This window comes from Erwinia sp. HDF1-3R (assembly GCF_039621855.1).
GTDB lineage: Bacteria > Pseudomonadota > Gammaproteobacteria > Enterobacterales > Enterobacteriaceae > Erwinia.
In genome coordinates this window covers 2228208-2247686 of record NZ_CP155071.1, presented here as the reverse complement: position 1 = coordinate 2247686, position 19479 = coordinate 2228208, and the positions used below count along the sequence as shown (strand labels likewise).

Sequence of the window (19479 nt, the reverse complement as noted above, 5' to 3'; positions counted from 1 at the left end):
GCTTGATGATGAAAAAGATTATGACAGCAGCTGCGCTTGTGCTGGGCTTAGCCTCCTTTAACGGAGTCGCGGCTCATCTGGTTGAAAGCACTCCCACCGGTCAGCAGGATACGGGCGTCGTCTCGACCGGTAGCACCAGCCTGACGCCATTAGGGGTGCAGCTCTCGGAGAAGCCGGTACTGGCGGGCACATGATCTTTATGCATCATTTTGATCTCTGGCCACAGCAGCCTGTGTGGCACCGCCATCCTTAAATCGTGATTGTTTTTCTGCCAGCCGCCATACGGAGACGTTATGGCGGCATTATTTTAGCCGTTGTCCGTCGCATACGAATAAAATACCGCCAGCGCCCAGATAATAATTACCCTTCCCATTATAAATTTCACTGGTCTTCTATTTGTCTTCTATACTGTTCTGTCCGCTAATAAAACCCCAACACTCATGATGGTATTTAGCGGTAAACGAGTGTGAAATTATTTTTAATTGAATGCTCAATCAATAAAACCTATGATAGTGGATTATAAATGAAACTTCACTCGCCAGGGAAAGTAGAAATATGAATTAACTTACTCATTATCATCAAGAAAATTACACCTGATACCTTCCCCAGTGTAATTAGCGGATATACGGCCTTTTTCCCAGTATGCGCTAAGGGACGCTTTGCGAAGATCGGGATACTCCTTGTGCAATTTTCGGAGACGATATGCCGACGACAGAATTACCTAAAAAGCCACAGCAGGACCGCATTAACCCGGTGGTTTTTTATACTTCCGCCGCCCTGATCCTGCTTTTCTCAGTGACCACCATTCTTTTTACCGATTTTGCCGACCGCTGGATTAATAAAACGCTGGCGTGGGTTTCCGCCACTTTCGGCTGGTATTACCTGCTGGCCGCAACGGTATATATCGTATTTGTGGTAGCGATCGCCGCCTCACGATTCGGCTCAATCAAGCTGGGGCCGGAACAGTCAAAACCAGAATTTAGCCTGATGAGCTGGGCCGCGATGCTGTTCGCTGCGGGGATCGGTATCGACCTGATGTTTTTCTCCGTCGCCGAACCCGTCACGCAATATATGATGCCGCCGGAAGGCCAGGGCCAGACGATGGAAGCCGCGCGACAGGCGATGGTCTGGACGCTGTTCCACTACGGCCTGACCGGCTGGGCAATGTACGCCCTGATGGGCATCGCGCTGGGCTACTTCAGCTACCGCTATGGGCTGCCGCTGACCATTCGCTCTGCGCTCTACCCTATCTTTGGTAAACGCATTAACGGGCCGATCGGCCACTCCGTGGATATCGCCGCCGTGGTGGGCACCATTTTTGGTATCGCCACGACGCTGGGGATTGGGGTGGTGCAGCTTAACTACGGCCTGAAGGTGCTGTTTGACGTCCCTGAAGGCTTAACGGCGCAGGCCGGGCTGATTGCGCTATCGGTGATTATGGCAACCATCTCAGTGACCTCCGGCGTGAACAAGGGTATACGTATCCTGTCAGAGATAAACGTGCTGCTGGCGCTGGGGCTGATTCTGTTTGTGCTGTTTATGGGCGATACCAGCTTCCTGCTTAATGCACTGGTGCTGAACGTGGGCGACTATATTAGCCGCTTTATGAGCATGACGCTGAACAGCTTCGCCTTCGATCGCCCAACCGAATGGATGAACAACTGGACGCTGTTCTTCTGGGCCTGGTGGGTTGCCTGGTCGCCGTTTGTGGGTCTGTTCCTCGCCCGTATTTCACGCGGAAGAACCATTCGTCAGTTTGTGGTCGGTACGCTTACCATACCCTTTATTTTCACCCTGCTGTGGCTGTCTGTCTTTGGCAACAGCGCGCTGAATGAAATTATTCACGGTAATCTGGCGCTGGCCCAGGAAACGCTGGCGCACCCGGAGCGCGGTTTTTACAGCCTGCTGGCGCAGTATCCGGCGTTTACCTTTAGTGCTTCGGTCGCCACGATCACCGGCCTGCTGTTCTATGTCACCTCGGCGGACTCAGGTTCGCTGGTGCTGGGTAACTTTACGTCACAGCTGAGCGATATCAATAACGATGCCCCCAACTGGATACGTATCTTCTGGTCAATTGCTATTGGACTGTTGACGCTCAGCATGCTGATGGTAAACGGCGTGAGCGCCCTGCAGAAGACCACGGTGATTATGGGCCTGCCCTTTAGCTTTGTGATCTTCTTTGTGATGGCCGGGCTGTATAAGTCTCTGAAGGTGGAAGATCACCGTCGGGCCAGCAGCGCGGTCAGCACGCCACCGGTGCCGGTTTCACGTGAGGATCGCCTCAACTGGAAACAGCGCATTTCACGCGTGATGAACTATCCGGGCAGCACGCACACGAAAAAGATGCTGGATAACGTCTGTCGCCCGGCGATGGAAGAGGTGGCGGTTGAGCTGGAGCGCCGCGGCGCCCAGGTACAGGTAAGTGAGTTGCCTCCGCTGGAAGACGAGCGTCTGAACCATATTGAGATGCTGGTCAATCTCGGCGAGGAGCAGAGCTTCCTTTACCAGATCTGGCCGCAACGTTATTCGGTGCCGGCCTTTACCTACCGCGCCCGCAGCGGTAAGTCAGATTATTTCCGGCTTGAGACCTTCCTGCTGGAAGGTACGCAGGGTAACGATCTGATGGACTACACCAAAGAGCAGGTGATTAATGACATTCTCGATCAGTACGAGCGTCACCTGACCTTCCTGCATATTCACCGCGAAGCACCCGGTAACTCAATGCCCTTCCCCGAGGCATAATTAACCGGTGTTAAATCATAAGGGTCAGACTTCAGGTCTGGCCCTTTTTTTGTGGTGATGCCCGAAAGGTATTTTCAGCAACTACCGAGCACAGATGGGCTGTATATTAAAGCAACGCGAAGTGCTCCTTCGCTTAAAGTATGTTGTAACTAATGAAATCTGTTAAAAATGATGACTTTTTTTTACAGCTGTCTTTATTAAAAATTTAGCATTGTCGGTCGTAACCCATCAGCAGAGTGAGCGGTTGCGCTGATTTAAAAATCTCTGGGCCGGTTGTCTGCAAGCCTCATCCGATAATAATGCGTCATGTTGACCCCGGGAGTGAATAAACGTCCTGCTAAAGCACTTTTCCAGAGGGGGCACCGGGTAAGCCAGGGCGATTAACAGACCACCGGGCGCAGGAATGCCTGCACCTGTGCCGCATAAGACATAAGGATGTCCGCACGGGATGTCCATACAGGTATTCATACCGTGCCTGTATTGCGCAGGGTGTAGGCGGGCTACGCAACAGGGTGTACGTATTACCCACCGCTATTTAGGACAGCAATAATCTAATTCGGCATTGGATAGGTGTAATGAGGAAATCCTTCGCCGGATTTATGCTTTCATCACCTTCTTTTACCCATGCCCCCCAGGAATGTTCTTAACAATGATGTTCTAATTAGCCTCCCCGTTTGGCTGTAGAATGGCAAAAAAGCAGAATAAATAAAATAAAATCGCTATTTTTTATATTTAGGTGTTTTTAACCGCCGAATTTGTCTGTACACTGGTTTTCGAAACGTACACTGATTAATTTTAAACCACTCTAACACTACGGATCCCTTTATGAGCGAAACTCTGAAAGTACTAAATAACATTCGAACCCTTCGTGCACAGGCTCGTGAAGTTTCATTATCTGAACTGGAAGAGATGCTGGAAAAGCTAGAAGCGGTCGTTAACGAACGCCGTGATGCAGAAGCCGCCATCGCTTCTGAAATCAAAGAAAAAGAAGAGAAGCTGGCAAAATATCGCCAGATGCTGTTAGACGACGGCATTGATTTAAGCGAACTGACGTCAGCCGAGAATACCTCCGGTAAATCACGTTCTAAGCGTGCACCTCGTCCCGCTAAATACCAGTACAAAGATGAGAATGGCGAAACTAAATCATGGACCGGTCAGGGCCGTACGCCAGCAATAATTAAGCAGGCGCTGGACCAGGGTAAAAAACTGGAAGATTTCCTGATTTAATCTTCTGCCACCGCGCTGGCCCGGCTGGCGCGGTGAGTTTCTGCTGTATACTCTGCCTGCGTTGTCCCACTATTTCCCTGCCCTGTTATATTTTCCAGCTTTCATTACGCCATCCCTGTTGATAATATTCCCTATCCTGACGGGTTATTAGTATGTTGTAACTAAGGTAATTCAGATGAGCCAGTATTATGATGCCGTAGATAATCTTCATCGCTGTGTCGGCCAGCTGGAGGCTGAGCTAAGCAGTCTTGCCGCCCTGCTGCCCGAACAGCGCCTGCTGGCGGCCCGCGTGTTTGAGCTTCCCCTCGTACAAAAGGGTGAAGAGCATGAACCCTTGAGCGAGATCGCCGTGCAGCAGCACCTGGCCCGGCCTGCACTTGCTCGTACCCTGGCGCATTACAGCCATCTGTTTATGCAACATCAGTCCGAAACCACCAGCACAAAAGCGGCCGTCCGGCTGCCTGGCGTAATATGTCTGGAGGCTTCTGAGGGAATAGCATCATTAATCACTGAACAGGTGTCAGCTGTTAATAAACTTAAGCAGAGACTAGAGCAAATTATTACCGTCGAATCCGGCGTGCCCAGCGAGGAGCGTTTTGAATTTGTCCATACACATCTTCGGGGGCTTATTACGTTAAACGCTTACCGCACTATCACCCTGCTGCATGCGCCCGACTCCGTTCGGTTTGGCTGGGCGAATAAGCATATTATAAAAACGGTGAGCCGTGATGAGATCCTGGCGAAGCTAAAAAAGAGCCTCACCTCTGGCAGGAGCCAGGCTCCATGGAGCCGGGAGCAATGGGCCGAAAAAATTGAGCAGGAAATGGCGACAATTAATTCCCTGCCGACTTCAGCAGTACTGAAGATTAAACGGCCCGTTAAGGTCCAGCCAATTGCCAGAGTCTGGAATAAGCAGCAGCAAAAACAAACTCAGCTTGCCTGCCCCTCCCCGCTGCTGGTGCTTTGCCCGGATAGTGCAAGCGTACCTAAAATAGGTGATCTGCTGAATTACAATGTCGGTAACATCACGCATCGATTTAAGCCAGAGGCTAAACCCCTGTTCCCGGTCATTTCCCGTCTGCATCTTTACAGCGACAGAATAAATTGAACAAAAATCATTCTTGCGGACCGTCTCAGAGCAGGTTAAATAAAGCCGCAACCCCTGACCACTGCCTGCTGGCCTGCATAAGTTAAGCATCGCGATAAAATTCAGGCTTAAGACGGTGTTCAGGTTTTGTTCCTGCAAAGCTCCAGGGCGCCGTCCGCGTTTATTAGCTTAATAAGCCTGCGCCAACGTTAATCGACAATCCCAAAATGGCCAGATTAAACACAAATGATATAACCGATTGGAGGAGAGCTATTTGCCGCATATCGGTTGTGCCCGTCGCCACATCGGCCGTTTGGGACGCAACGGCAATGGTAAATGAAAAATAGAGAAAATCCCAATAGCCTGGCTCAGCGGGCTTTTCAGGAAATATCATTGGCGTGACATCGTCACTGCGGTGCAGATAATGGTGATGGGCGTAATGAATGGCGAAAGAGGTCGGCAATAACGCCCAGGAGACAATCAGCGTCGCCGCCGTCAGCAGCAGATGCAGTGCACGCGGTGTTCCTTCGAGATGCTTAAGCGACGCCAGCTCCATCAGGATGGCCATAATACTGACCAGACAGGTGATCGTAACCATGCTGAGTACCAGGGTGGCCCCCTCATCCTGCGTTTTGGCAATATGCGGAATATCCTTTGCCTCCGTACGCAACATGCGAAACCACAGGAAGAAGAGATACAGCCAGGCCAGCACGTTCCAGCCGATGAGCAGGCGCTGTAATATGCCCAGATGGGTTGGAAGATTAAAGAAACAGATCAGTCCGGCGGCAATGGAAATTAACAGCCGAAGACGGCCGTGTAGCCAAAGTGGCGAAGAAAAAGTCATGATTTCAGGTAGCTTAAAGAGAACAGGTAGGTTAACTGTAGCGGAAAATTGACCCGCACGTGATGCGCGCGGCGACTTACCCTTTTAAAACGCCTGATGGCTGCATCAGGCGTTTTTCATGACATGAACATCATGGCCCGTTCGGGGGCGATCAGGCCTTCATGCTGCCGACCATCTCTTCCGGACGGACCCACTCATCAAACTGTTCCTCGTTCAGATAGCCCAGCTTCAGGGCCGACGCCTTGAGGGTTAACCCCTCTTTGTGCGCCTTCTTGGCGATTTCCGCTGCCTTGTCGTAACCGATATGCGTATTCAGCGCGGTCACCAGCATCAGCGATTCATTTAACAGCTGGCTGATGCGATCGTGGTTAGGTTCGATTCCTGACGCGCAGTGATGATTAAAGCTGTCCATACCATCAGCGAGCAGGCGTGCCGATTGCAGGAAGTTATGAATAATCATCGGGCGGTAAACATTCAGCTCGAAGTTACCGGAAGCGCCGCCGATGTTGACGGCAACGTCATTGCCCAGAACCTGGCTACAGAGCATAGTCATGGATTCACACTGGGTCGGGTTAACTTTACCGGGCATAATCGAGCTGCCTGGCTCATTTTCAGGGATCGCTATCTCACCGATACCACAGCGAGGCCCGGAGGATAACCAGCGCACATCGTTAGCAATTTTCATCAGCGAGGCCGCCAGCCCTTTCAGCGAACCGTGTGCGTGCACCAGTGCGTCACAGGTCGCCAGCGCCTCAAACTTGTTTGGTGAGGTGACGAAGGGCAAGCCGGTCCGATCGGCCAGCTCTTTCGCGACCCGCACGGCATATTCAGGATGGGTATTCAGTCCGGTGCCTACCGCTGTTCCGCCCAGCGCCAGCTCCGCCACGTGAGGCAGGCTCTGTTCGATATGCCTGAGGTTGTGAGTCAGCATGGCAACCCAGCCGGAAATTTCCTGGCCCAGGGTGAGCGGCGTGGCGTCCTGAAGGTGCGTACGCCCTATTTTCACGATGTCGCTAAAGGATTTGGCCTTACTATCAAGCGTCACCTGTAGCGCTTTAAGCTGGGGAATAAGCTTTTCCTGAACGGCCACCACCGCAGCAACGTGCATCGCAGTAGGGAAGACATCATTTGAACTCTGGCTCTTGTTGACATCATCGTTAGGGTGCACCAGACGAGACATACCGCGTTCACCGTTCAGTAGTTCACTCGCCCGGTTCGCCAGCACTTCATTCATGTTCATGTTGGTCTGCGTACCGGAACCGGTTTGCCAGATAGCCAGCGGGAATTCTTCGCTGTGTTTCCCTGCCAGCACTTCATCAGCCGCGCTGATAATGGCATTGGCGCGCTCAGCGGGCAGCAGCCCTAAATCGTTATTCACCTTCGCGGCTGCCCGCTTGGTCAGCGCCAGCGCGTGTACCAGTTCGACAGGCATTTTTTCGGTTGAAATGCGGAAGTGTTCCAGTGAGCGCTGCGTCTGCGCACCCCAGAGTTTATCTGCCGGAACCTCTATCGATCCCATTGAATCTTTTTCAATGCGTGTGGCGGCCATCACTGTCTCCTTAGCACTCTGTCATTTATCGACTTTACTTTGCCTTCCAGGTAACAACCGGAGCGGCAAAGTTACATACAATAAATTAACATTATCTGCCGCTGCCGTCATTTCCCTGTGGCAGGACTAACATCACTACCCCGCCCAGCGCCGCGAAAAGCGTCAGGGCAATAACGGCACCTGCCGATGAATAGAGCGTACCGAAAACCAGCGAGCCTGCCACCTGACCCGCTGCGAGGGTGAAAAACACCACGCCAACGCCGGTTGCCGGCGCTGCTTTGGTGGCGGACGCGCCATACACCAGCAGCACGCCAGAGAGGGTGATGTAGCCCACCCCACAGAGCGCAACCGCCGGTAACAGCCACCAGGAGAAATGATGGAGAAATGCCAGCAGCAGCAGCGGTGCCGCCATAAACAGCTGCGAAAGACGGTAGACCGGGTTCATGCCGATTAACGATGCCACCGGCCCCGTTAGCGCGCCTGCTATTCCCGCTCCGCCGCTTACCAGCCAGAGTAAACTGGTGGTATCTGCGTCCACGCCGCTATGATGCTGCAGGATCTCGGGCCCAAAGCTCCACCAGCCCGCGCTGGCCATTCCACTGACAAAGGCGATAATCACCAGCCGTAGCACCGGGCGTTGCACCAGCGTTTCGCGCCAGCCCTGTTTCTCTCCGTCGCGCCTGATGCCCTCGCCGGGCAGAGAGCGGATAACGGGGATCAGACAGGCCAGTGCACAAGCGGCAAACACCACACAGGCTGCGCGCCAGCCGCCTGGCAGGTAGAGTAATATCGGTACGCTGAGAATAATGCCGCAGCCGGTCCCGGCATTGATAATGGTGTTTACCTGCGGCTGTTTTTTCTCCTCCACCCGCTGGCTAACCGCTGCGGCGAGGGACGGCGAGGCCAGGCCAGGCCCTGTGCCCGCAATAAACAGCCCTGCCGCAAGCATGACGGGGCCGGACGAGAGGGCGAGCAGCAGCAAGCCAATCGCCGCGCAGCCTGCCGCCGCGGCCGCGGGAAGTTTAGGGCCAAAACGTTCCGCCAGCCGGGATGCCGCCGTGACGGACAGGCAGTAAGCCGCAAAGCTGCAGGCCGACAGTACGCCCGCCATGCGCGGACTAAAGGGAATATCCCGGGTGACGGCGGGTAGCATCAGTCCCCATGAGAATCTCGCCATCCCATAGGTGACCGCAATCAGTGCAAACCCCGTTACGCCTAATACCCGCGTGGATTTCATGATGGCTCACCCGCTCGGGCAACCAGCTGTGCTGCCGCCTCCCCCGCTCTGAGGGCCGCGACGGGCCCGATGATGAGCGCCGAGGTCACCGCGCCCTCAAACAGCATCCATACGGCATCCGCCAGCGAGGCGCTCCCGCTGCCTGAACAGTGCCTGATGCTGGATGCAATATACTCACGCATCCGGTAGCGATGGCCCAGCGCCTGCGCTGACAGCATCACATCCTGTCCGGTATATTCCCCCCAGGCCTTCAGAAAGAAACAGCCCATGCTACCCTGCTCCTCCATCCACTGTCCGAGTACGCGGAACAGCTGCCCGATGGCTTCCGGCTCCTGAGGCGGAAGCAGCGCCTGAAAAAACCTGTCATCGCGTTCGGTCATCACCGCTGCGGTCAGCGCCTCCCGCGAGGGAAAGTAGCGATAGAGGGTACGCGTTGACACGCCCGCCTCGCTACAGATGCGGTCCGTACTGGTGGCATGGAAACCGTTGGTATAGAACAGTCGTTCCGCCGTGCTGATAATTGCCTGTTTTTTTCTCATCATTAAAAAGTAAACCGATCGTTTTACTTTTGCAATGAAGGCAGAGAAAATAGCGCGGCTGCGGGGATCGGCTATACCGGATTTCAGCGCAGAAAAAAATTTTGTTTCTTGCCTTTAACCTTGTTTTTTTCCAGTAGTTTTCTGCTTTAATACGCCCAGTGATGATCAAATTAGGGATGAGTATTGATGAAAAAATTAATTAACTCGGTACAAAACTATGCCTGGGGCAGCCCCACGGCGTTAACCGAGCTCTACGGCATCGCCAATCCTCAGGGCGAACCGATGGCTGAACTCTGGATGGGTGCCCATCCTAAAAGCCCCTCCCATATTGAGAGTAACGGCGAGTCCTGCTCCCTGCGGACGGTCATCGAGGCCGATAAAGAGCGGCTTCTGGGCCACAAGGTAGCAAAACAGTTTGGCGAGCTGCCCTTTCTGTTCAAAGTGCTCTGTGCCGACAGGCCCCTCTCCATCCAGGTACATCCCAGCAAAGCAGCCGCAGAAGCCGGCTTCGCCAGGGAGAACGCCGCCGGTATCGATCTCGCAGCGGCCGAGCGTAACTACAAGGATGCTAATCATAAGCCAGAACTCGTCTTCGCCCTGACGCCCTTCAAGGCGATTAACGGCTTTCGCGAACTGCATGAGATTGTCTCACTGCTGCAACCGGTTTCCGGGGCGCACCCCGCTATCGCCCACTTCCTGCTCTCACCGGCGATGAACGGGCTGTCGGCGCTGTTTACCGCCCTGCTGTCGATGAGCGGCGAGGAGAAGCGCCTGGCGCTGGATGTACTGCGAGCCGCAGGTCAGGGCCAGCAGGGCGAGCCCTGGGACACCATCCACCTTATTGCGGCTGAGTACCCTGACGACAGCGGTCTGTTTTCCCCATTGCTGCTAAACGTTATTGAACTCCAGCCGGGTCAGGCGATGTTTCTGTTTGCTGAAACCCCTCATGCCTACCTTCAGGGCGTGGCGCTTGAGGTGATGGCTAACTCAGATAACGTGTTAAGGGCGGGCCTGACGCCTAAGTATATTGATATTCCGGAGCTGATGAGTAACCTGCGCTTTGAAGCAAAACCCAATGCCAGCCTGCTTACGCAGCCGGTGACAGACGGACACACGTGCTATTTCCCGGTACCGGTTGAGGACTTTGCCTTCTCCCTGCATCAGCTTGATGCCTCTCCGCTCACGGTCAGCCAGCAGAGTGCCGCGATCCTGTTCTGCCTTGAGGGGCAGGCGACGGTACAGGCGGGGCAACAGCAGCTTTCGCTGCTGCCCGGCGAGTCCTGCTTTATCCCCGCCTGCGAATCGCCCGTCAGCCTGGCGGGCAGCGGCCGTGTTGCACGCGTTTATAACGAATGAGCCAAATGCGGCTGACGTCAACTGCTGCAATTGCTATAGTTATCCAGATATTAAGCAAAAAACGCCCACGCGGCGTTTTTTATTCGCCGGGCATTTGCCAGCTGAACGGATTTGCCGGCACCAGTAACCTGAAAGGACGAAGTTACAGATGAAAAAGACAAAGATAGCGGTCGGCGTGGTGGTTGCGCTCGGCGTAATCTGGACTGGCGCGGCCTGGTTTACCGGCAAGCAGCTGGAAAAAAACATGGATCAGCTGGTGCAGAACGCCAACGCCCAGCTCAACACGCTCTCTCCTGAGAGCCGCCTGCAATTAAGCTACCAGGACTTCCAGCGTGGCGTGTTCAGCAGCAAAACGCGCCTGGTGCTGCAATCCAGCTCGCAGACCGAAGACAACTCGATTATCAAACCCGGTCAGAGCATCGTATTTGACGAAAAGATCGACCACGGCCCCTTCCCGCTGGCTCAGCTGAAAAAATTCAACCTTATTCCCAGCATGGCTTCCGTCCATACCCAGCTGGAAAATACCGACGCAGTTAAAAAACTGTTCGAGATGACCAAAGGGCAGTCGATCGTTCAGGCTGATACCCGTGTTGGCTACGGTGGTGCGACCGTCTCGGCCATTCATCTGCTGCCGCTGGACTACAACAATGCGCAGACCAGTGAGCGCTTCGCGTCAAACGGCGGCGACTTCAGGGTCAGCGCCGATGACAAAGGCGACAAAGTCAGCGTAAACGGTCAGCTGGACAGCGTGGTATTAACCACGAAAAACCAGCTGAATATGCCGGTACTCTTTACCGCAAACGGCCTGAAAATTGATGCTGACAGCCATCTCAGCCCGGAAGGGATGCGCATTGGCGACCAGAGCATTCAGCTGCAAAAACTCTCGGCCGCCGTTAATGGTCAGGAGGCCTTTATTGCGGAAGGCCTGAACGGTAAATCATCTTTTAATTCCGAAAAGAGCCTGATTTCCGGCAATATCGATTACTCGCTGGATTCCCTGAAGCTGCAAAATCAGAACTTTGGTCAGGGCAAACTGGTGGTTAAACTTTCGCAGTTTGATGCCAACGCTATGAAAGCCTTCTCGGAGAACTATAATAAGCAGGTTCAGGCACTGCTTAACGATCCGGCGGCCAGCAACAATCCTCCGGTTTATCAGCAACGTATGAGCCAAATCCTCAGTGAAAACCTGCCCCTGCTGTTGAAAGGTGACCCGGTCATCAATATCGCGCCGCTGAGCTGGAAAAACGACAAAGGTGAGAGCAGCTTTAATCTTGCGGTTCACTTTAAAGACCCGGCTACCGGCAGCCAGCCGCAGGATATCGGTCAGGCCGTTGATAACGTGCTGAAAACCCTGGACGGTAAGCTCTCTATTTCGATGGATATGGCCACGGAAATGATGACGCATGTCGCCATGGCTGAAGGGTATAAGCAGGATGACGCGGCGAAGCTTGCCGATCAGCAGGTCAAAGGGCTGGCGGCGATGGGGCAGATGTTTAAGCTGACCACGCAGCAGGACAATAACATTGTCACCAGCCTGCAGTATGCTACCGGACAGGTTACCCTGAACGGCGTTAAGACGCCGCTCGACCAGTTCCTGGCCCGCTATATGCTGGGCGCTGGGGGCACCGTCGCACCTCAGGAAGTGCCACAACAGTAGTCAGGTGTTAAGGGCGCGTTTCAGGCTGAACCGCGCTCGATCAGCACCGGCGGCACGATGGTATTTTGAATCGGGCCGCCGGGATCGACCATTCTTTGCAATAGCTTCTTTGCCGCACTCCGGCCTATTTCACGCGCTGAACTGGTGACGAAAGTCAGTGGCGGATCGGTCATTTCAGCCGCGGGCACATCGCCAAATCCCACCAGCGCGACCTGCTGACCGTAATAACTGTCCACCGCCCCGTTGCCCGGCGTCCTGCCGCTGCGCTGTAAACCAAAGTAGCAGCCCAGCGCGACCGTCGCATTGTGGCAAAGGATAGCGGTAAGCGTGGGATGCTGATGCATCAGCCGTTCCGTCAACGTCGCCATATCCCGCTGCTCAGGCGCAGACTCGATAATCCACTCATTGCGAAACGGCAGCCCGTACTGCAACAGCGTGGCGCAGTAGCCGCCAATGCGTTCCGCCCGCGTCAGAGAGGATCCCGCCCCGCCGATCCAGGCTATGCAGTGGTGTCCTCGCTTGATCAGATATTCGGTAGCCATTTGGGCCGCATGAAAGTTATCGGGCCGGATAGCGTCCAGCTCGTCCAGGCTGCTGGCCCTCGAAGCACAAATCATTGCCATCTCCAGCTCGCGCGCTTTAGCGGCCAGGTGCGAGGCATTCTCCGCCCCGCCGCCCAGCACGATCCCCTCCGCACCCTGCGCCACCAGCGCATCAAAACAGCGATCGATATGTTCACCCCGCTGGCCACTCTGCGTCAGAAACAGCACTTTGCCCTGCTGTTCCAGCACCTCGCTCAGACCGGCGATCATTTCCGCGTAAAAAGGGTGGCTGATATCCCGGACGATCACGCCAATCACGCCGCTGGTTCCACCACGCAGCATGGATGCTGAACGATTAGGAATAAACCCCAGCGTTCTCACCGCCTGGCTCACGCGTTCCGCAGTGGCCGCTGAAATGCGCCCCTTGCCGGAAAGCACCAGCGAAACCGTGGTGACGGAGACGCCCGCCTCATCGGCAACATCGTTAATGGTTATTTTCTTTTGTGACATAGCTGGCCGGTTTTGATCGGTTATTCCCTCGCGCCCTCTATAGCGCACTGGGTGAAACGTTACACCCTGCCGCCGGGGAAGAAAACGTTTGAATGAGTAAATACTGTGATAACAGCCGCATTCAGCGTTGGTAAAACGTTTTATCATGCCGTTTTCAGCAGCCGCTGAACATTTTCCAGCCAGGAGTCACTATGTCGGCCAGTAAACCAAAAATCACCCTGTGGGAGTTTTTCCAAAGCCTCGGTAAGACCTTTATGCTGCCGGTCGCGCTGCTCTCGTTTTGCGGCATTATGATGGGCATCGGCAGTTCCCTGAGCAGCCACGACGTCATTGCGCTGCTGCCCTTTCTGGGTAACCGGGTTTTGCAGCTGATCTTTATGTGGATGAGCAGCACCGGTTCATTCGCCTTTAGCTATCTGCCGGTGATGTTCGCCATCGCTATTCCATTGGGTATGGCACGAGAGAATAAAGGCGTGGCCGCATTTTCCGGCTTTGTCGGCTTTGCGGTGATGAATCTGGCCGTTAATTTCTGGCTTCATGCCCGGGGGATTCTGCCAACCACCGACGTTGCGGTATTAAAGGCCAATAATATCCAAAATATTATCGGCATTCAGTCGATTGATACCGGGATCCTCGGCGCGGTATTTGCCGGGATCATTGTTTTCTGGCTGCATGAACGCTTTCATACCATCCGCCTGCCTGATGCCCTTGCGTTCTTCGGTGGCACCCGCTTTGTGCCCATTATCACCACGCTGGTGATGGGGCTGGTAGGATTACTGATCCCGCTGATCTGGCCGGGCTTTGCCGCCGCCATCGCCGGTCTGGGCTGGGTGATCAACGGTGCCGGGGACTTTGGACCCATGATCTTCGGGACCGGTGAGCGCCTGCTGCTGCCGTTCGGGTTGCAGCATATTCTGGTGGCGATTATCCGCTTTACCGACGCGGGCGGCACGCTGGAAGTCTGCGGTCATAGCGTCAGCGGTGCCCTGACCATATTTCAGGCGCAGCTTTCCTGCCCCACCAGCGGTGGTTTTGCGGAGAGTGCAACCCGCTTCCTTTCTCAGGGTAAAATGCCCGCTTTCCTCGGCGGCCTGCCCGGTGCAGCGCTGGCGATGTATCACTGCGCCCGTCCGGAAAATCGCCATAAAATTAAGGGGCTGCTGATCTCCGGCGTGGTGGCCTGCGTGGTGGGCGGCACAACGGAACCGCTTGAGTTCCTGTTCCTGTTTGTTGCCCCCTTCCTGTATGTGATCCATGCGCTGCTTACCGGCCTGGGCTTTACGCTGATGGCCGTGCTGGGCGTGACCATCGGCAATACCGACGGCAACGTGATTGATTTCGTGGTGTTTGGCATCCTGCACGGCCTGCAAACGAAATGGTATCTGGTGCCGGTGGTGTCAGCGATCTGGTTCGCGGCCTACTATGTGATATTCCGCTTCGCCATCCGCCGCTTTGATATTAAGACCCCCGGGCGCGACAGGGAGGCGCCGCGAACCGATAAAGGCCCGTCCACTGCGACGGTGGGGAAATCCGGCTATGACACGCCAGCCATTCTGGCGGCGCTGGGCGGCAGGGAGAATATAACCTCGCTGGACAACTGCCTGACCCGCCTGCGTCTGTCGGTTAAGGATATGAGCCAGGTCGATGACGCCGCGCTAAAGGCTAATCGGGTGATCGGTGTGGTACATCTGAATCAGCATAGTTTGCAGGTGGTGATTGGCCCACAGGTTCAGTCGGTGAAGGATGAAATGGCCAGTATGATGCAGTCCGCATCAGCCTGAATTGCAACCGGCGGCCTGGCCGCCGTATTTAACCGGGGACGTTATGTTTGATTTTGATCGGGTCACGGACCGACATGGCAGCTGGTGCACCCAGTGGGACTTTGTGGCAGACCGTTTTGGTCGCGACGATCTGCTGCCCTTCACGATTTCCGATATGGATTTCCCTACCGCGCCGTGCATTATTACTGCGCTGCAACAGCGCGTGGCACACGCGGTGCTGGGCTACAGCCGCTGGCAGCACGACGACTTTCTTTCCGCGATTGAGCATTGGTATCAGCAACGCTTCAGGCTAAGCATTGACCGCGAGCATATTGTGTATGGCCCGTCGGTTATTTATATGATTTCTCAGATGATCCGTAGCTGGTCCTCACCGGGTGATGGCGTGGTGGTCCATACGCCAGCCTATGATGCGTTTTACAAAACCATCGCGGGTAATCAACGTCGGGTGATGGCCATGCCGCTGCAAAAACAGGGCGCAGAGTGGCACTGTGATATGGCGGCGCTGGAAGTGCTACTGGCGCAGCCGCAGTGCCGCATCCTGTTGTTATGCAGTCCGCATAATCCGACCGGTAAAGTCTGGTCGCGCGCCGAACTGGAGCAGATGTCGGCCCTGTGTCAGCGCCACAGCGTGCGCGTGATCAGCGATGAGATCCATATGGATATGGTGATGGGCGAGGCGGTACATATACCCTGGAGTGAGGTAGCGGACGAGCGTTGGGCGCTGTTCACTTCGGCCTCCAAGAGCTTTAACGTCCCGGCGCTCACCGGGGCCTGGGGGCTTATCAGCGATAAGCAGGACCGCACGACCTGGTTTCAGGCATTAAAAAATACCGACGGGCTGTCCTCCCCGGCCGTGCTTGCGGTAGCGGCGCACATTGCGGCCTACCGCGAGGGCGGCGCATGGCTGGATGCGTTACGGTGCTATCTGGCTGCCAATCTTCAACACATCGCGGATCGCCTTAACGAGACGTTTCCGCAGCTTAACTGGACCCCTCCTCAGGCAACCTATCTTGCCTGGATCGATCTCAATCCGCTGGGGCTGGACGAACGGCAGCTGCAGCATGAGCTGATCAATCATCAGCAGGTGGCGATGATGCCCGGCTCAACCTATGGTTGCGAAGGGACGGGATTTTTACGCCTCAATGCAGGCTGTCCACGGCGTAAGCTGGATGACGGCCTCGACCGGTTAATCGCGGGGATCACGCGCTGCGTAGCTGCACAGCACAAATAACCATCATTCGCGGAGCAGTTTGCGCAATTCACTGGCGAAGTTGCGCAAATTGTTTTTATACTGTTATGCACTTTATATGACTTAACTGAGTGCACCCAGATGATCGATTCCCAGCTCCCCCTTACAGATATTCACCGCCACCTTGATGGCAATATTCGTGCACAGACTATTCTGGATTTAGGCCGCGAGTTTAACCTTACCCTGCCCGCCTCCACCTTAGAGACGCTGCGTCCACACGTGCAGGTAACGCAGACCGAGCCGGATTTGGTGAGCTTTTTACAAAAGCTGGACTGGGGCGTGAAAGTTCTGGGTTCGCTGGAGGCCTGCCGTCGGGTGGCGCAGGAGAACGTTGAAGATGCTGCGAAGGCGGGTATCCATTATGCCGAGCTGCGTTTTTCACCGGGCTATATGGCGATGACCCATAATCTGCCGATTGCAGGCGTGGTGGAAGCGGTAATTGACGGAGTTCGCAGCGGCTGTCAGCGGCATGATATTCAGGTGCGACTGATCGGCATTATGAGCCGTACTTTCGGCGAGGAAGCCTGTCTGAGCGAGCTGGACGGTTTGCTGGCCTGTCGCGATGGCATTACCGCCCTTGACCTGGCGGGTGATGAGCTGGGCTTCCCCGGCAGCCAGTTTTTGAGTCACTTTAACCGGGCACGTGACGCCGGTCTGCGCATTACCGTTCACGCAGGTGAAGCGGCCGGCCCCGAGAGTATCTGGCAGGCCATTCGCGAGCTGGGTGCGGAGCGTATTGGGCACGGTGTTAAGGCGGTAGAAGATCCCGCGCTGATGGATTTTCTGGCGGCGCATCAGATTGGCATTGAGTCCTGTCTGACCTCGAATATTCAGACCAGTACCGTTTCCACTCTGGCCCACCACCCGCTGGCCGCGTTTCTCGATCATGGCATTTTAGCGACCATCAATACTGACGATCCTGCCGTGCAGGGTATTGAGCTGGCCCATGAGTATGAGGTTGCTGCGCCAGCGGCCGGTTTGAGTCGCGCTCAGATCCGCACTGCGCAGGAGAATGGCCTGAAGATTGCCTTTCTGAGCGAAGCGGAGAAAGCGGCCATCCGTGCGCGGGTTGTAGGTCAAAACCCTCTCCGGTGACGGGGCTGTGTTGTTTGCAACAAGGTCAAAACCGGCTCCGGTGACGGGGCTGTGTAGCTTGCAACAAGGTCAAGACCTGCTCCGGTGACGGGGCTATGTTGCGGGTCAGAACGCCGGGACGCCGTAAACCCATCCCTGGGGGCTTCACTGCCGCATCCATGCGGCAGAGACCCGGCTTATCTGCTCCGCAACACCGCCTTCTGGCTGCGGCGTGGGCTGCGGGTGCTCTGGCAGTGGCTAAGGTCAAAAACCCGCACGGTGACACGGTTATGTTGTTAGCAGGAAGGTCAAAACCCGCCCCGGCGACAGGGCTATGTTGCGGGTCAGAACGCCGGGGCGCCGTAAACCCATCCCTGGGGGCTTCACTGCCGCATCCCTGCGGCAGAGACCCGGCTTATCTGCTCCGCAACACCGCCTTCTGGCTGCGGAATGGGCTGCGGGTGCTCTGGCAGTGGCTAAGGTCAAAAACCCGCACGGTGACACGGTTATGTTGTTAGCAGGAAGGTCAAAACCCGCCCGGTGACACAACTATGTTGTTTGCATGAAGGTCAAAACCTGCTCCGGCGACAGGGCTATGTTGCGGGTCAGAACGCCGGGGCGCCATAAACCCATCCCTGGGGGCTTCACTGCCGCATCCCTGCGGCAGAGACCCGGCTTATCTGCTCCGCAACACCGCCTTCTGGCTGCGGAGTGGGCTGCGGGTGCTCTGGCAGTGGCTAAGGTCAAAAACCCGCACGGTGACACGGTTATGTTGTTAGCAGGAAGGTCAAAACCCGCCCCGGTGACAGGGCTATATTGCGGGTCAGAACGCCGGGGCGCCGTAAACCCATCCCTGGGGGCTTCACTGCCGCATCCCTGCGGCAGAGACCCGGCTAATCTGCTCCGCAACACCGCCTTCTGGCTGCGGAATGGGCTGCGGGTTCTCTGGCAGTGGCTAAGGTCAAAACCTGATCCGATTACGACAGCCTTACCTGCCGAAAATTTTGTAGGCCGGGGCCGGACATGAAGAGGTTTTTAACAGCGACGACGTAGCCCGAGGCCAGGCGGGGACCGTTGGCAGAGCGGACCGTCGAGCGCAGGGATGCGCGAGCCGAGCCCACACGGATGTGCCTGCGGCGTGTCCGCGTGACAACGATCCCCGCAGGGCTTTGCACTGCATCACCGCAATGACAGCAAACGTTACAGATACCAGCCAGGTTAAAACCTACCCCGGTAACACGGCGGTATTGTTTGCAGGAAAGTCAAAACCCGTTTCGGTGATACGGCTATGTTGCGGGTCAGAACGCCGGGGCGCCGTAAACCCATCCCTGGGGGCTTCACTGCCGCATCCCTGCGGCAGAGACCCGGCTTATCTGCTCCGCAACACCGCCTTCTGGCTGCGGCGTGGGCTGCTGGTTCTCTGGCAGTGGCTAAGGTCAAAAACCCGCACGGTGACACGGTTATGTTGTTAGCAGGATGGTCAAAACCGGTTCCGATGACACGGCTATGTTGCGGGTCAGAACGCCGGGACGCCGTAAACCCATCCCTGGGGGCTTCACTGCCGCATCCCTGCGGCAGAGACCCGGCTTATCTGCTCCGCAACAACGCCTTCTGGCTGCGGGGTGGTCTGCTGGTTCTCTGGCAGTGGCTAAAGTCAAAACCTGCTCCGATTACGACAGCCATGCCTGTCGAAAATTTTGCAGGCCGGGGCCGGACAACATGAAGAGGTTTTTAACAGCGTCTACGTAGCCCGAGGCCAGGCGGGGACCGTTGGCTTAGCGGACCGTCGAGCGCAGGGATGCGCGAGCCGAGCCCACACGGACGTGCCTGCGGCGTGTCCGCGTGACAACGATCCCCGCAGGGCTTTGCACCTTATCATCGCAACGGCAGCAACTCCCGATGACAGCGTTATGTTGTTTGAAAGAAGGTCAACACCCGCTCCGGTGACAGGGCTATGTTGCGGATCAGAACGCCGGGACGCCGTAAACCCATCCCTGGGGCTTCACTGCCGCATCCCTGCGGCAGAGACCCGGCTTATCTGCTCCGCAACACCGCCTTTTGCCTGCGGCGTGGGCTGCTGGTTCT

14 protein-coding genes are annotated in these 19479 nt (G+C 55.7%); 9 read left to right on the top strand and 5 right to left on the bottom strand.

The window, feature by feature from the left end; all coding sequences use genetic code 11:
• The first annotated feature begins 20 nt into the window (after nt 1–20).
• The 4 genes from AAGR22_RS10340 to tus all read left to right on the top strand — a co-directional run bounded on the left by AAGR22_RS10340 (nt 21) and on the right by tus (nt 5077).
• Nucleotides 21–194: a hypothetical protein gene (locus tag AAGR22_RS10340; RefSeq protein ID WP_345831432.1), complete on the top strand. Its 174-nt coding sequence runs from the start codon at nt 21–23 to the stop codon at nt 192–194.
• A gap of 508 nt (nt 195–702) precedes the next feature.
• On the top strand, nt 703–2742 hold the full coding sequence (locus tag AAGR22_RS10335) for a choline transporter (protein ID WP_067710375.1): 2040 nt from the start codon (nt 703–705) through the stop codon (nt 2740–2742).
• Between the two features lie 825 nt (nt 2743–3567).
• Entirely contained in the window at nt 3568–3969 is a 402-nt protein-coding gene (locus tag AAGR22_RS10330; RefSeq protein ID WP_067710373.1) for an H-NS family nucleoid-associated regulatory protein, read from the top strand.
• A 175-nt stretch (nt 3970–4144) separates the two neighbouring features.
• A complete protein-coding gene (tus, locus tag AAGR22_RS10325; RefSeq protein WP_345831431.1) occupies nt 4145–5077 on the top strand; it encodes a DNA replication terminus site-binding protein in 933 nt (310 codons plus the stop codon).
• A gap of 163 nt (nt 5078–5240) precedes the next feature.
• Here tus and AAGR22_RS10320 read toward each other — a convergent pair whose 3' ends face one another.
• From AAGR22_RS10320 to AAGR22_RS10305, 4 genes are all read right to left on the bottom strand, one after another.
• A complete protein-coding gene (locus tag AAGR22_RS10320) occupies nt 5241–5900 on the bottom strand; it encodes a DUF1345 domain-containing protein (RefSeq protein WP_067710369.1) in 660 nt (219 codons plus the stop codon).
• A 151-nt stretch (nt 5901–6051) separates the two neighbouring features.
• Complete coding sequence (gene fumC, locus AAGR22_RS10315; RefSeq protein WP_345831430.1) at nt 6052–7449, bottom strand: class II fumarate hydratase; 1398 nt, start codon at nt 7447–7449, stop codon at nt 6052–6054.
• Nucleotides 7450–7540: 91 nt separating this feature from the next.
• A complete protein-coding gene (locus AAGR22_RS10310) occupies nt 7541–8686 on the bottom strand; it encodes an MFS transporter (protein WP_345831429.1) in 1146 nt (381 codons plus the stop codon).
• A complete protein-coding gene (locus AAGR22_RS10305; protein ID WP_345831579.1) occupies nt 8683–9225 on the bottom strand; it encodes a TetR/AcrR family transcriptional regulator in 543 nt (180 codons plus the stop codon). Before AAGR22_RS10305 ends, AAGR22_RS10310 begins: the two co-directional genes overlap by 4 nt.
• Before the next feature lie 186 nt (nt 9226–9411).
• On the opposite strand from AAGR22_RS10305, the gene manA reads away from it, so the two are divergent.
• Both manA and AAGR22_RS10295 read left to right on the top strand, forming a co-directional pair.
• Entirely contained in the window at nt 9412–10581 is a 1170-nt protein-coding gene (gene manA / locus AAGR22_RS10300; protein ID WP_345831428.1) for a mannose-6-phosphate isomerase, read from the top strand.
• Between the two features lie 148 nt (nt 10582–10729).
• Complete coding sequence (locus AAGR22_RS10295) at nt 10730–12238, top strand: YdgA family protein (protein WP_345831427.1); 1509 nt, start codon at nt 10730–10732, stop codon at nt 12236–12238.
• A 20-nt stretch (nt 12239–12258) separates the two neighbouring features.
• Here the strand turns inward: AAGR22_RS10295 and malI are convergent, their stop codons facing one another.
• Nucleotides 12259–13290: a Mal regulon transcriptional regulator MalI gene (gene malI, locus AAGR22_RS10290; protein WP_345831426.1), complete on the bottom strand. Its 1032-nt coding sequence runs from the start codon at nt 13288–13290 to the stop codon at nt 12259–12261.
• Between the two features lie 191 nt (nt 13291–13481).
• Between malI and malX the strand changes: the two genes are divergently transcribed.
• The 3 genes from malX to add all read left to right on the top strand — a co-directional run bounded on the left by malX (nt 13482) and on the right by add (nt 17415).
• Entirely contained in the window at nt 13482–15071 is a 1590-nt protein-coding gene (gene malX / locus AAGR22_RS10285; protein ID WP_345831425.1) for a maltose/glucose-specific PTS transporter subunit IIBC, read from the top strand.
• A 43-nt stretch (nt 15072–15114) separates the two neighbouring features.
• Nucleotides 15115–16302 carry a MalY/PatB family protein gene (locus AAGR22_RS10280; RefSeq protein ID WP_345831424.1) on the top strand — a complete coding sequence of 396 codons (1188 nt, stop codon included), beginning with the start codon at nt 15115–15117 and terminating at the stop codon, nt 16300–16302.
• A gap of 99 nt (nt 16303–16401) precedes the next feature.
• Complete coding sequence (gene add, locus AAGR22_RS10275; protein ID WP_345831423.1) at nt 16402–17415, top strand: adenosine deaminase; 1014 nt, start codon at nt 16402–16404, stop codon at nt 17413–17415.
• Nucleotides 17416–19479: the final 2064 nt, after the last annotated feature.

Excerpts from the sequence above, each read along its gene's own strand:
- fumC (WP_345831430.1), bottom strand. The coding sequence starts at position 7,449 with ATGGCCGCCACACGCATTGAAAAAGATTCAATGGGATCGATAGAGGTT.
- AAGR22_RS10295 (WP_345831427.1), top strand. The coding sequence starts at position 10,730 with ATGAAAAAGACAAAGATAGCGGTCGGCGTGGTGGTTGCGCTCGGCGTA.
- AAGR22_RS10320 (WP_067710369.1), bottom strand. The coding sequence starts at position 5,900 with ATGACTTTTTCTTCGCCACTTTGGCTACACGGCCGTCTTCGGCTGTTA.
- tus (WP_345831431.1), top strand. The coding sequence starts at position 4,145 with ATGAGCCAGTATTATGATGCCGTAGATAATCTTCATCGCTGTGTCGGC.
- AAGR22_RS10330 (WP_067710373.1), top strand. The coding sequence starts at position 3,568 with ATGAGCGAAACTCTGAAAGTACTAAATAACATTCGAACCCTTCGTGCA.
- malX (WP_345831425.1), top strand. The coding sequence starts at position 13,482 with ATGTCGGCCAGTAAACCAAAAATCACCCTGTGGGAGTTTTTCCAAAGC.
- AAGR22_RS10280 (WP_345831424.1), top strand. The coding sequence starts at position 15,115 with ATGTTTGATTTTGATCGGGTCACGGACCGACATGGCAGCTGGTGCACC.
- AAGR22_RS10340 (WP_345831432.1), top strand. The coding sequence starts at position 21 with ATGACAGCAGCTGCGCTTGTGCTGGGCTTAGCCTCCTTTAACGGAGTC.
- AAGR22_RS10305 (WP_345831579.1), bottom strand. The coding sequence starts at position 9,225 with ATGAGAAAAAAACAGGCAATTATCAGCACGGCGGAACGACTGTTCTAT.
- add (WP_345831423.1), top strand. The coding sequence starts at position 16,402 with ATGATCGATTCCCAGCTCCCCCTTACAGATATTCACCGCCACCTTGAT.
- malI (WP_345831426.1), bottom strand. The coding sequence starts at position 13,290 with ATGTCACAAAAGAAAATAACCATTAACGATGTTGCCGATGAGGCGGGC.
- manA (WP_345831428.1), top strand. The coding sequence starts at position 9,412 with ATGAAAAAATTAATTAACTCGGTACAAAACTATGCCTGGGGCAGCCCC.
- AAGR22_RS10335 (WP_067710375.1), top strand. The coding sequence starts at position 703 with ATGCCGACGACAGAATTACCTAAAAAGCCACAGCAGGACCGCATTAAC.
- AAGR22_RS10310 (WP_345831429.1), bottom strand. The coding sequence starts at position 8,686 with ATGAAATCCACGCGGGTATTAGGCGTAACGGGGTTTGCACTGATTGCG.